This window comes from Streptomyces sp. NPDC096048, assembly GCF_044763415.1.
Taxonomy (GTDB): domain Bacteria; phylum Actinomycetota; class Actinomycetes; order Streptomycetales; family Streptomycetaceae; genus Streptomyces.
The window spans coordinates 70,550-82,327 of the sequence record NZ_JBIWGG010000016.1; the positions used below are offsets into that span (position 1 = coordinate 70,550).

At 71.6% G+C, this 11,778-nt stretch carries 12 protein-coding genes; 6 read left to right on the forward strand and 6 right to left on the reverse strand.

Going from position 1 to position 11,778, the window contains the following annotated elements; genetic code table 11:
* Positions 1-27: 27 nt before the first annotated feature.
* From folP to ACIQ6R_RS34400, 5 genes are all read left to right on the forward strand, one after another.
* Positions 28-918, forward strand: coding sequence for a dihydropteroate synthase (gene folP / locus ACIQ6R_RS34380; RefSeq protein WP_404225759.1), 891 nt, complete (start codon positions 28-30; stop codon positions 916-918).
* The gene (locus ACIQ6R_RS34385) at positions 915-1,418 is read left to right on the forward strand and encodes a nuclear transport factor 2 family protein (protein WP_404186478.1); all 504 of its coding nucleotides are present in this window, start codon (positions 915-917) and stop codon (positions 1,416-1,418) included. Before folP ends, ACIQ6R_RS34385 begins: the two co-directional genes overlap by 4 nt.
* 234 nt (positions 1,419-1,652) lie before the next feature.
* Positions 1,653-2,012 carry a dihydroneopterin aldolase gene (gene folB / locus ACIQ6R_RS34390; RefSeq protein ID WP_404186476.1) on the forward strand — a complete coding sequence of 120 codons (360 nt, stop codon included), beginning with the start codon at positions 1,653-1,655 and terminating at the stop codon, positions 2,010-2,012.
* The gene (gene folK / locus ACIQ6R_RS34395) at positions 2,009-2,620 is read left to right on the forward strand and encodes a 2-amino-4-hydroxy-6-hydroxymethyldihydropteridine diphosphokinase (RefSeq protein WP_404225760.1); all 612 of its coding nucleotides are present in this window, start codon (positions 2,009-2,011) and stop codon (positions 2,618-2,620) included. The genes folB and folK overlap by 4 nt, the downstream gene beginning before the upstream one ends.
* 60 nt (positions 2,621-2,680) lie before the next feature.
* The gene (locus ACIQ6R_RS34400) at positions 2,681-3,169 is read left to right on the forward strand and encodes a DUF3180 domain-containing protein (RefSeq protein WP_404225762.1); all 489 of its coding nucleotides are present in this window, start codon (positions 2,681-2,683) and stop codon (positions 3,167-3,169) included.
* A 71-nt stretch (positions 3,170-3,240) separates the two neighbouring features.
* On the opposite strand, the gene folE is transcribed toward ACIQ6R_RS34400, so the two are convergent.
* The 6 genes from folE to dacB all read right to left on the reverse strand — a co-directional run bounded on the left by folE (position 3,241) and on the right by dacB (position 11,137).
* On the reverse strand, positions 3,241-3,846 hold the full coding sequence (gene folE / locus ACIQ6R_RS34405; protein ID WP_404225764.1) for a GTP cyclohydrolase I FolE: 606 nt from the start codon (positions 3,844-3,846) through the stop codon (positions 3,241-3,243).
* A gap of 118 nt (positions 3,847-3,964) precedes the next feature.
* On the reverse strand, positions 3,965-6,010 hold the full coding sequence (gene ftsH / locus ACIQ6R_RS34410) for an ATP-dependent zinc metalloprotease FtsH (RefSeq protein ID WP_404186588.1): 2,046 nt from the start codon (positions 6,008-6,010) through the stop codon (positions 3,965-3,967).
* A gap of 195 nt (positions 6,011-6,205) precedes the next feature.
* Positions 6,206-6,745: a hypoxanthine phosphoribosyltransferase gene (gene hpt, locus ACIQ6R_RS34415; RefSeq protein WP_226027733.1), complete on the reverse strand. Its 540-nt coding sequence runs from the start codon at positions 6,743-6,745 to the stop codon at positions 6,206-6,208.
* Positions 6,746-6,840: 95 nt separating this feature from the next.
* Positions 6,841-7,899: a tRNA lysidine(34) synthetase TilS gene (gene tilS / locus ACIQ6R_RS34420; protein WP_404186466.1), complete on the reverse strand. Its 1,059-nt coding sequence runs from the start codon at positions 7,897-7,899 to the stop codon at positions 6,841-6,843.
* 192 nt (positions 7,900-8,091) lie between these two features.
* On the reverse strand, positions 8,092-9,219 hold the full coding sequence (locus tag ACIQ6R_RS34425; RefSeq protein ID WP_404186464.1) for a zinc-dependent metalloprotease: 1,128 nt from the start codon (positions 9,217-9,219) through the stop codon (positions 8,092-8,094).
* A 322-nt stretch (positions 9,220-9,541) separates the two neighbouring features.
* Entirely contained in the window at positions 9,542-11,137 is a 1,596-nt protein-coding gene (gene dacB, locus ACIQ6R_RS34430; protein ID WP_404225766.1) for a D-alanyl-D-alanine carboxypeptidase/D-alanyl-D-alanine-endopeptidase, read from the reverse strand.
* 79 nt (positions 11,138-11,216) lie between these two features.
* On the opposite strand from dacB, the gene ACIQ6R_RS34435 reads away from it, so the two are divergent.
* Positions 11,217-11,708 carry an inorganic diphosphatase gene (locus tag ACIQ6R_RS34435; RefSeq protein ID WP_003975424.1) on the forward strand — a complete coding sequence of 164 codons (492 nt, stop codon included), beginning with the start codon at positions 11,217-11,219 and terminating at the stop codon, positions 11,706-11,708.
* The last annotated feature ends 70 nt before the right edge of the window (positions 11,709-11,778 follow it).

Here is an 11,778-nt window from a genome sequence, read left to right on the forward strand (position 1 = left end):
GCTGCCTGCGGGGCCTACGCTGAACACATGAGCAAGCAGACCGGCCGCCGCCACCTGGCGGGACTGACCGCATGGGACCGCTGCGCGGTCATGGGGGTCGTCAACGTGACCCCCGACTCCTTCTCCGACGGCGGCCGCTTCTTCGACACCACGGCCGCCATCAAGCACGGCCTCGACCTGGTCGCCGAGGGCGCCGACCTGGTGGACGTCGGCGGCGAGTCCACCCGTCCCGGCGCGACCCGCGTGGACGAGGACGAGGAGCTCAGGCGCGTGGTGCCGGTCGTGCGCGGCCTGGCCTCCGAGGGCGCCACGATCTCCGTCGACACCATGCGCGCCTCGGTCGCCGAGCAGGCCCTCGCCGCGGGCGCCGCCCTCGTCAACGACGTCAGCGGCGGCCTCGCCGATCCCCGGATGATCCCGGTCGTCGCCGACGCCGACGCCCCCTTCGTCGTCATGCACTGGCGCGGCCTCCTGGAGGGCGGCAACGTCAGGGGCACCTACGAGGACGTCGTCACCGAGGTCGTGGACGAGCTGCGCGCGCGCGTGGAGGCGGTCGTCGAGGGCGGCGTCGCCCCCGACCGCGTCGTCGTCGACCCCGGCCTCGGCTTCTCCAAGGACGCCGAGCACGACCTGGTGCTGCTGGCCCACCTCGACCGCCTCCACGGCCTCGGCCACCCGCTGCTCGTCGCCGCCTCCCGCAAGCGGTTCCTCGGCCGGGTCCTCGCCGGCCCGGAGGCCGCTCCGCCGCCCGCACGCGAGCGCGACGCGGCCACCGCCGCCGTCTCCGCACTCGCGGCGCACGCCGGCGCGTGGGCCGTACGCGTGCACGAGGTACGCGCCACCGCCGACGCCGTACGGGTCGCGCGCGCCGTCGAAGGGGCGCGGACGGCGGACAGCGGCCCGGAAGGAGCCCGGTGAACGCGCCGCACCTCGACGTGGAACAGGTCGAGGCCGCCAACACCGCCTTCTACGAGGCCCTGGAGCGGGGCGATTTCGAGAAGGTGTCCGAGTTCTGGCTCACCCCGTCCGACCTGGGCATAGACGAGTCGTACCACGACCCGGCCGACGCCGGTGTGGTCTCCTGCGTGCACCCCGGCTGGCCGGTGCTCACCGGCCGCGGCGAGGTCCTCCGCTCCTACGCGCTGATCATGGCGAACACCGACTACATCCAGTTCTTCCTCACCGACGTGCACGTCTCCGTGACCGGCGACACCGCCCTGGTGACCTGCACCGAGAACATCCTCAGCGGCGGCCCCGCCCCCGAGGGCGGCGACGAGCTCGGTCCGCTCGTGGGTCAGCTCGTGGTCGCCACCAACGCGTTCCGGCGCACGCCCTCCGGCTGGAAACTCTGGTCGCACCACGCCTCCCCCGTGATGGCGGAGACGGACGACGAGGCGGGCGAGGACACACCTTCCTGATCCGGGGGAACCAAGAAGTGGTTGGAATCACGGACCCGCGGGTATGGGCGGCTACCAACCCGTGATCCACCGGGAGCGCCCGGGAGAACGCACGGTGAAAACCGCCGGCCCCGCCCGGCCCCACACCCCCGTGGCCCGGTGCTGTCGGTGCCCGCGGGTAGATTCGACTGAGGCCGGCGCACCACCCGCACGTGAGGCGACCGGCCGAGACCGACGACTGCAGGAGTGATTCGCGTGGATCGTGTCGCGCTGCGCGGCCTGAGGGCCCGCGGGCACCACGGTGTGTTCCCCAAGGAACGCGAGGACGGCCAGACCTTCCTCGTGGACATCGTCCTTGGCCTGGACACCCGACCGGCCGCGGCCGACGACGACCTGGCGAAGACCGTGCACTACGGCATCGTGGCCGAGGAGGTCGTGGCCGTGGTCGAGGGCGAGCCCGTCAACCTGGTCGAGACGCTCGCCGAGCGCATCGCCCAGGTCTGCCTGAAACACGAAGGGGTCGAGGAGGTCGAGGTCTGCGTCCACAAGCCGGACGCTCCGATCACCGTCCCCTTCGACGACGTGACCGTCACCATCATCCGGAGCCGTGTATGAGCGCCCCCTTCACCAAGGGTTCCAGCGACCCGACCGTACAGCCGGTGCCCGCCTCCGTCATCGAGCAGGTCGACGCCGCCGACATCACGCTGTCCAACCCCAAGCGCGCGGTGATCGCCCTCGGCGCCAACCTCGGCAACCGCCTGGAGACCCTCCAGGGCGCCATCGACGCCTTGGAAGACACCCCGGGCGTGCGGGTCAAGGGAGTCTCGCCGGTGTACGAGACGGAGCCGTGGGGCGTCGACCCCGACAGCCAGCCGTCGTACTTCAACGCGGTCGTGGTCCTCAAGACCACCCTGCCCCCGTCCTCCCTGCTGGAGCGGGCGCACGCCGTGGAGGAGGCCTTCCACCGAGTCCGCGACGAGCGCTGGGGTCCGCGCACCCTCGACGTCGACATCGTCACCTACGCCGAGGTCGTCTCCGACGACCCGCAGCTCACCCTGCCCCACCCGCGCGCCCATGAGCGCGCCTTCGTGCTCGCCCCCTGGCACGACGTGGACCCCGGGGCGCAGCTGCCGGGACACGGCCCGGTCGCCGACCTCCTGGACTCCGTCACCAGGGACGGCATCGCGGCCCGCGCCGACCTGGAACTCCGGCTGCCCGAGTAGTCGTTAAGGTCGACAGGGTCGGACGACCACGCTGGGGAACCGAAGGGACACCGGGACACCGTGAAAGAGTTGCGCATCAGGGTGCTGGCCGGCGTGTTCGTCGTGGCAGGGATCCTGTCCTGGGCGGGCGCCCGTCTGTGGAACTCGATCGGGACTCTCCCGAGCGTCCCCCTGGCCGCCCCCGTCGTGCTCGCGCTGATCGCCGTGATCCTGCTGGCGACGGCCCTGTCGATCCGCGCCCGCCTGAAGGCCCAGCGGGACCGCGTCCCGGACGCCAAGGGCGTCGACCCGATGATGGCGGCCCGTGCGGTCGTCTTCGGCCAGGCCAGCGCCCTGGTGGCCGCCCTCGTCGCCGGTATGTACGGCGGCACGGGCGCGTTCCTGCTGGAGCACCTCGACATCCCGGCCCGCCGCGACCAGGCCGTCTACGCCGGCTTCTCGGTCGTGGCGGGCATCGGCGTGATAGCGGCCGCGATCTTCCTGGAGCGCGTCTGCAAGCTCCCGGAGGACGAGGACGACGACCACCCGGGCGCGGCCACGGCGGCCTGACCCGCCGCCGCGCCGACGCCTGCGGGTGATCCGCCCCGCAGGTGATCGCCGGGCATCGGCGCCGTCGGGCGTCAGCGCGCCATTATCAGGCTCATCGCCTCGTTGCGCGTGGCGACGTCACGCAGCTGTCCACGCACCGCCGACGTCAGGGTCTTCGCTCCGGGCTTGCGGATGCCGCGCATCGACATGCACATGTGCTCGCACTCCACGACGACGATCACGCCGCGCGGCTCCAGGATCTCCATCAGGGAGTCCGCGACCTGCGTGGTGAGACGTTCCTGTACCTGCGGGCGGCGGGCGTAGACGTCCACGAGACGCGCCAGCTTGGACAGACCGGTGATCTTGCCGTTGGTGGACGGGATGTAGCCGACGTGCGCCACTCCGCGGAACGGCACCAGGTGATGCTCGCAGGTCGAGAACACCTCGATGTCCTTCACCAGGACCATCTCGTCGTGCCCGAGGTCGAACGTCGTCGTCAGCACGTCCCGGGGCTCCTGCCACAGCCCCGCGAATATCTCCCTGTACGCCCGCGCCACGCGCCCCGGCGTCTCCCTCAGGCCCTCGCGGTCCGGGTCCTCGCCGACCGCGATCAGCAGTTCGCGTACGGCGTTCTCGGCCCGCTTCTCGTCGAACTCGCCGATCTGGCCCTCGCCGTCCAGCGTCACGGGGTCGGTCATCTGGTGCCTCGTTCCTGTGCCTGCGGTCGGCATACGGAAATGCCGCGCCCCCCAAGGCTAAAACCTGGGAGGCGCGGCATACATTCCGGGCCTGGTGGGGCCGCCGGGAGTGGCTGGGTCAGCTCTCCGGGCGGTCCTCCGGGGCTCGTTCCGGCGCCGGGGCCGGAGCCGGTTCCGGCGTGGTGCTCTTGGCGGTGGAGATCGCCGCCGGGGCGCCGTTCGCTCCGTTCGTCAGTGCGAGCTCCTTCGGGGAGAGCACCGGCGGACGGGTCGAGGGCGTGCGGCGCGAGGAGCCGGTCCAGGCGGGCCGGGCCGGACGCTTGACGATCTGGGCGAAGACCTCGGCGATCTCCTCCTTGCCGAGCGTCTCCTTCTCCAGCAGCGCGAGGACGAGGTTGTCGAGGACGTCGCGGTTCTCGACCAGGATCTCCCAGGCCTCGTTGTGCGCCGTCTCGATGAGCTTCTTGACCTCTTCGTCGACCAGCGCGGCGACCTCTTCCGAGTAGTCGCGCTGATGCGCCATCTCGCGCCCGAGGAACGGCTCGCTGTTGTCGCCGCCGAACTTGATCGCACCGAGGCGCTCGGTCATGCCGTACTGGGTGACCATCGCGCGGGCCACACTCGTGGCCTTCTCGATGTCGTTGGCGGCACCCGTCGTCGGGTCGTGGAAGACCAGTTCCTCGGCCGCGCGACCGCCCAGCATGTAGGCGAGCTGGTCGAGCATCTCGTTGCGCGTGGTCGAGTACTTGTCCTCGTCCGGGAGCACCATCGTGTAACCGAGGGCCCGGCCTCTCGACAGGATCGTGATCTTGTGGACGGGGTCGGAGTTCGGTGAGGCCGCCGCGACCAGGGCGTGTCCGCCCTCGTGGTACGCGGTGATCTTCTTCTCCTTGTCCGACATGATCCGGGTCCGCTTCTGCGGGCCCGCGACCACACGGTCGATCGCCTCGTCCAGCATGTGGTTGTCGATCAGCTTCTGGTCGCTGCGGGCCGTCAGCAGGGCGGCCTCGTTCAGCACGTTGGCCAGATCGGCACCGGTCATGCCGGGCGTACGGCGGGCGACGGCCGACAGGTCGACGTCGGGGGCGACCGGCTTGCCCTTCTGGTGAACCTTGAGGATCTCCAGACGGCCCTGCATGTCCGGACGGTCGACGGCGATCTGCCGGTCGAAGCGGCCGGGGCGCAGCAGCGCCGGGTCGAGGATGTCCGGACGGTTCGTCGCGGCGATGAGGATCACGCCGCCCTTGACGTCGAAGCCGTCCATCTCGACGAGCAGCTGGTTCAGGGTCTGCTCGCGCTCGTCGTGACCGCCGCCGAGGCCGGCGCCGCGGTGGCGGCCGACCGCGTCGATCTCGTCGACGAAGACGATCGCCGGGGCGTTCGCCTTGGCCTGCTCGAACAGGTCACGCACTCGGGAGGCACCGACACCGACGAACATCTCGACGAAGTCGGAACCGGAGATCGAGTAGAACGGCACGCCCGCCTCGCCCGCGACGGCACGCGCGAGCAGGGTCTTGCCGGTGCCCGGCGGGCCGTACAGCAGTACGCCCTTGGGGATCTTGGCGCCGACGGCCTGGAACTTGGCCGGTTCCTGGAGGAACTCCTTGATCTCGTGGAGCTCCTCGACGGCCTCGTCCGAGCCCGCGACGTCCGAGAACGTCGTCTTCGGGGTGTCCTTGGTGATGAGCTTCGCCTTGGACTTGCCGAAGTTCATGACGCGGGAGCCGCCGCCCTGCATCTGGTTCATCAGGAACAGGAAGATGACCACGATGAGGACGAAGGGAAGCAGGGTGATCAGAAGCCCGACGAACGGGTTCTGCTTCGACGGCGACACCGTGTAGCCGTCGGGGATCTGCTTGTCCTGGTATTTGTTCTGCAGCGTGCCGGCGAGGGTCTCGCCCTGGTCGCCGATGTAGCTCGCCTGGATCTTCGAGCTGCCCTCGACCTTTTCGCCGTCCTTGAGCTGAACCTTGATGTTCTGCTCGTCGCCGGTGGTCAGCTTGGCCGACTCGACCCTGTTGTCGTTGATCGCCTGGACGACCTGGCCAGTGTCCACCGTCTTGTAGCCGCCGGACGAGCCGACGACCTGCATCAACACGACCACGGCAAGGACGGCCAGCACGATCCACATGATTGGCCCACGGAAGTATCGCTTCACGTCCATCCACACGGAGCGGTGGCGCCCCGTCCCTCCTGCCATAGTGAGTTTGATAAGACAGTTCTTCCGACGGTACCCCAGCCCGGCGGCCCTCAGCCGCACGGGATTGCTGGCGTCCCGTCTGCATGCTCCAACGGCGCGGAGGCCTCCGGGGTTCCCGGTAGGCCCCCCAAACGCCGTGGAGCCCGCTACGAGGTCGTGTCAGCCGCCGTAGACGTGGGGCGCGAGCGTACCGACGAACGGGAGGTTGCGGTACTTCTCGGCGTAGTCGAGGCCATAGCCGACGACGAACTCGTTGGGGATGTCGAAACCGACCCACTCCACGTCGATGGCGACCTTCGCGGCGTCCGGCTTGCGCAGCAGTGTGCACACCTTGAGGGAGGCGGGCTCGCGCGAGCCGAGGTTGGAGATCAGCCAGGACAGGGTCAGGCCGGAGTCGATGATGTCCTCGACGATCAGGACGTGCCTGCCCTTGATGTCGGTGTCGAGGTCCTTGAGGATCCGCACCACGCCGGAGGACTGGGTGCCCGCGCCGTACGAGGACACCGCCATCCAGTCCATCGTGACGGGGGTGGACAGCGTGCGCGCGAGGTCGGCCATGACCATCACGGCGCCCTTGAGGACGCCGACGATGAGCAGGTCCTTGCCCGCGTACTCCGCGTCGATCTTCGCGGCCAGCTCGGCCAGCTTCGCGTCGATCTCTTCCTTGGTGATGAGTACCTTCTCGAGGTCGGCACCCATGTCGTTCGCGTCCACCCGCATCACTTTCGGTCGTCCCACCGGCCACTCCGGAACGCCCCGGCGATCCGTACGAGGATCGGTGGGAGGGTCCGGATTCAGCCTTGCCGAATCACCAGTCTGCCACCCTGCCGCCGGGCGACGACCTTGCCGGGGAGGTTGATGGCCCCCTGACCGCGCCAGCCGGTGATCAGCCGGTCGATTTCCTCGATGTGGCGGGCGAACAGCGCGCCCGCGGGGGCACCGGCCTCGATGGCGGCGCGGCGCAGGATCCGGCGGCGTACGGCGGGCGGGAGGGCGTAGAGCTTGGCGCACTCCAGCATGCCCCGCGCGTCGCGGACACCGGCCTCGGCCTGGCGGGCCCAGGTGTCGAGGGCGTCGGCGTCGTCCCGGGAGAGTTGCGCCGTACGGGCGAGGGCCTCGACGACGCCCTTGCCGAGCGCCTTCTCCAGGGCGGGCAGGCCCTCGTGGCGCAGCCGGGAGCGGGTGTACGCCGGGTCGGCGTTGTGCGGGTCGTCCCAGACGGGCAGGGACTGGACCATGCAGGCCTTGCGGGCGGTCTGCCGGTCGACCTGGAGGAAGGGGCGTCGGTAACGGCCGCCGGCCCCCGAGACCGCGGCCATGCCCGACAGGGAGCGGATGCCGGAACCGCGGGCTAGGCCCAGCAGGACGGTCTCGGCCTGGTCGTCCCGGGTGTGGCCGAGCAGGACGGCGGCGGCGCCGTGGCGGGCGGCGGCGGCGTCCAGGGCGGCGTAGCGGGCGTCGCGGGCGGCGGCTTCGGGCCCGCCCCCGCGGCCGACGGTCACGGCGGTGGCCTCGACGGGGTCCAGGCCGAGTTCGCGCAGGCGCAGGACGACTTCTTCGGCGCGCAGGTCGGAGCCGTTCTGCAGGCCGTGGTCGACGGTGACGCCGCCGGCGCGGATGCCGAGCCGGGGAGCTTCGAAGGCGAGGGCGGAGGCGAGTGCCATGGAGTCGGCGCCGCCGGAGCAGGCCACGAGGACGAGCGGCGCCGTCGGGAGCACGGGCGCGCGACCGGGCGCGCGCTCGGCGGCCGTCGCGGCGGGGACGCCGGCCGTGGTGTTCAGTTCGGTGAGGATGTCGTGGAGGACGCGGCGGACCGCCAGGCGTATCGCCGCGACCGCAGGATGGGGACCCATGTCCGGTGCCCTTCATGAAGTTGTCGGGGGGTGAGCCCGAAGTTCGGTCACTCAGAGTGTGTAGATGGTGACAGAAACGGGCCGTTCCCCGAGCATCGCACGCCTGTCGAGGGCTCACGGTCCCTCGGACGGGTGATTGGAGGGGCGTTCGACTGCCGTCGGCCGGATTCGTTCACGCCCCCTCCGCGGGGCTCACGACTCCGGCTTGCGGTGCACCCGCGCGATCCAGTCCGCCGGTTTGGCGATCTCCGACTTGGTGGGGAGGGTGTTGGGCGAGGTCCAGACGCGGTTGAAGCCGTCCATGCCGCACTCGTCGACGACGGCCCGTACGAAGCGTTCGCCGTCCCGGTACTGGCGGAGCTTGGCGTCCAGGCCGAGCAGCTTGCGCAGCGCCAGGTCGAGGCGGGAGGCGCCCTTGGCGCGGCGCTGCTGGAACTTCTCGCGGATCTCCCCGACGCTCGGCACGATCGCCGGGCCGACGCCGTCCATCACGAAGTCGGCGTGCCCCTCCAGCAGGGACATCACCGCGGTGAGACGGCCGAGGACCTCCCGCTGGGCCGGCGTCTGCACCAGCTCCACCAGCGAGCGGCCGCCGTCGTCCTCCTCGGCCTCGGGGCGGCCCCCGGCGAGGGTCTGGGCGGCCTCGCGGACGCGCTCCAGGACGGTCATGGGGTCGACGTCGGTCTCCGCGAGGAACGACTGGATTTCGCCCTCCAGGTGGTCGCGCAGCCAGGGCACCGCCGTGAACTGCGTGCGGTGCGTCTCCTCGTGCAGGCAGACCCAGAGGCGGAAGTCGTGGGGGTCGACGTCGAGTTCGCGCTCCACGTGCACGATGTTCGGCGCGACGAGCAGCAGCCGGCCGCCGCCGTTCGCGCCGGCGGGGAGTTCGCGGGTGGCCGGGGCGAAGGTCTCGTACTGGCCGAGGACGCGCGAGGACAGGAACGACAGCAGCATGCCCAGCTCCACGCCGGTGACCTTGCCGCCGACGGCACCGAGGACCGCGTTGCCCGCGCCGTTGCCGCGCCGCTCCTGCATCTTCTCCAGCAGGGGCTTGAGGATCTCCCGGAACCCGGCGACGTTCGCCCGGACCCAGCCGGGGCGGTCGACGACGAGGACGGGGGTGTCGTGGGCCTCCTCGGTGGCCATACGAGTGAAGCCCCGGACGTGTTCCTCCGAGGCCTTGGCATGGCGGCGAAGTTCCGCGACGACGGCCCTGGCCTCGTCGCGGCTCACTTCGGGGCCCGGCCGTACGAGCCGGGTCGCGGTCGCCACCGCGAGGTTCCAGTCGACCATGCCGGAATTTGCGCCGATGCTCGTCATGCGTCAACGGTACGTGAGCGCTGCCGCTGGGGGCAGGCTGTGGCGGGCGGTGGAGTGGGGGCGCCTGTGGGTGGCCGGTGTCGGTGCTGGGCCGGGGCGGGTGGCGCGGCCCGGCGGTGAGGGTGCCTCCCCCGCTCTCGGCTTCGCTCGGGCGGGAGACGCCCCCACCGCCCACCCGTGCCGCCCCTGGGGGTCCTCCCAGGCCGTTCAGGCACTGGGGGAGGCGCGACTGCCCGCGGCTACGGCGCGGCACGACTGCCCGCAGTCGCGGCGGCGGCGCCCGACTGCCCGCGGCTGGGGCGTACGGCGCGGCTGTGCGCGGCTACGACGCCAAGGTCGTCGCCAAGCGGTCCAAGGCGCTCTGGGCCGCCCACGCGTCCGTCGTGTCCGAGGCCAGGAAGGCGAAGCCCAGGAGCCGGCCCTCGTCGGTGACCATGGTGCCCGCGAGGGTGTTGACGCCGGTCAGGGTGCCCGTCTTGGCGCGTACGAGGCCGGCCGCGCCGTCCGTGTAGCGGCTGGCCAGCGTGCCGGTGAAGCCGGCGACGGGGAGGCCGGTGAGGACGGGGCGGAGCTCGGGCCGGGCCGGGTCGGCGGCCTTGGCCAGCAGGGCGGTGAGCAGGTCGGCGGTGATCAGGTCGGTGCGGTCCAGGCCGCTGCCGTCGCGGAACCGGGCGCCGCGCACGGGCAGGCCCAGCTGCTTCAGGCGGGCCGGGACGGCGGCGGAGACCCCGTCGAAGTCGGCGGCCTCGCCGGTCGCCAGGGCGGTGTGGCGGGCCAGGGCCTCGGCGATGTCGTTGTCGCTGTTGGTCAGCATCCGCTCGACCAGGGACGCCAGCGGGGGCGAGGAGACGGTGGCGAGGGTGTCGGCGCGGTCGGTCGCCTTGGAGGGGCCGGGGGGCGACGCCGTGATGCCGTGCCCCTTCAGGAAACCGGCGAAGGCGCGGGCGGCGTCGGCGGCCGGATCGGGCACGCGCGGGGCGGGACCGCGGGTGGAGTCGTCCGTGCGGGCCTCGTCGGCCATCAGGGCGGTGACGCGGGCGAGGTTCTCGTTGACCCCGATCGGGTGCGTTTCCGCACCGGCGTAGAGCGTCGTGTCGTACGACAGCGTCACCTCGCGCACGTCCCGCTTCCTCAGGGCGGCGGCGGTCTTCCCGGCGAGGGTGCGCAGACTCGCGAGACCCCGGGCGTCCTTGCGGGCGGTGAGGGTGGGGTCTCCGCCGCCGACCAGGACGAGTTCGCCGGTGTCGGCCTCCAGGGCGGTGCGGGTGGTGAGTCGGTGGTCGGTGCCGAGGGCGGTGAGGGCGGCCACGGCGGTGGCGATCTTGGTGGTGGAGGCGGGGGTGAGGGGCACGTCGGCGCCGAGGCCGTAGAGGCGCTTGCCGGTGGTGAGGTCGACGACGGACGCCCCGCGGCGGGTACCGAGCGCCGGATCGTCGAGGAGGGGCCCGAGGGCGTCCGCGAGGGCCTGCGCACCCGGCACCGCCTTGGCCCCGCCCGCTACTCCGCCGGAGGCGTCGCCGAGGCCCGCCAGGACGGAGCCGGCACTGGGCGCGGGGCGGGGCGCCCCGGACGTCGTACCGGATCCCCCGGATCCGCTGCCGTGATCTACGCCACCCGTGCGCTCCAGGGCGACGGCCCGGTCCCGCTCGGCCGTACGCTGACCCGTGGAGTCCCAGGGGCCGGCGGCGGTCACCACACCGGCGGCGAGAGCCAGCCCGGCGGTGGCGGCACCGGCGGTGTACTGCCAGGTCTTCGGCCTGGTGACCCGGGCGAGCTGCGGCGTCGTGGCCCGCGCGAGCCGCGCGAACCGCGGCTTGGCGGCCCGTGCGGCGCGTGCCAGACGCGGACGTACGGCGCCCGCGGCGCGCACCACGTGCGGTCTCGCGGCCCGCCAAGGCCTCAGCTCTGGCACTATCACCAGCCCCTTTCGCGATCACACACCTGCGTGAGGGACACTTAATCACCAGAACTATGTGCTGATCATGGAGGAGCGTCCGGTGGAGTTCGACGTCACGATCGAGATCCCGAAGGGTTCGCGGAACAAGTACGAGGTGGACCACGAGACCGGTCGTATCCGCCTGGACCGCCGCCTGTTCACCTCGACCGCCTACCCGACCGACTACGGCTTCGTCGAGAACACCCTCGGCGAGGACGGCGACCCGCTGGACGCGCTGGTCATCCTGGACGAGCCGACCTTCCCGGGCTGCCTCATCCGCTGCCGCGCGATCGGCATGTTCCGGATGACGGACGAGGCCGGCGGCGACGACAAGCTGCTGTGCGTGCCGTCGACCGACCCGCGCGTGGAGCACCTGCGTGACATCCACCACGTGTCGGAGTTCGACCGCCTGGAGATCCAGCACTTCTTCGAGGTCTACAAGGACCTGGAGCCCGGCAAGTCCGTCGAGGGCGCCGACTGGGTGGGCCGCACCGAGGCCGAGGCCGAGATCGAGCGGTCCTACAAGCGCTTCAAGGACCAGGGCGGCCACTGATCACATCAGGAACCACTCGCGTAACGGGCCGCACGCATGACGCGTGCGGCCCGTTCACGTTTGGCTGCGC

Coding starts and splice junctions, on each gene's coding strand:
- folP (WP_404225759.1), top strand. CDS start 28: ATGAGCAAGCAGACCGGCCGCCGCCACCTGGCGGGACTGACCGCATGG.
- folK (WP_404225760.1), top strand. CDS start 2,009: ATGAGCGCCCCCTTCACCAAGGGTTCCAGCGACCCGACCGTACAGCCG.
- folE (WP_404225764.1), bottom strand. CDS start 3,846: ATGACCGACCCCGTGACGCTGGACGGCGAGGGCCAGATCGGCGAGTTC.
- ftsH (WP_404186588.1), bottom strand. CDS start 6,010: ATGGACGTGAAGCGATACTTCCGTGGGCCAATCATGTGGATCGTGCTG.
- hpt (WP_226027733.1), bottom strand. CDS start 6,745: ATGGGTGCCGACCTCGAGAAGGTACTCATCACCAAGGAAGAGATCGAC.
- tilS (WP_404186466.1), bottom strand. CDS start 7,899: ATGGGTCCCCATCCTGCGGTCGCGGCGATACGCCTGGCGGTCCGCCGC.
- ACIQ6R_RS34425 (WP_404186464.1), bottom strand. CDS start 9,219: ATGACGAGCATCGGCGCAAATTCCGGCATGGTCGACTGGAACCTCGCG.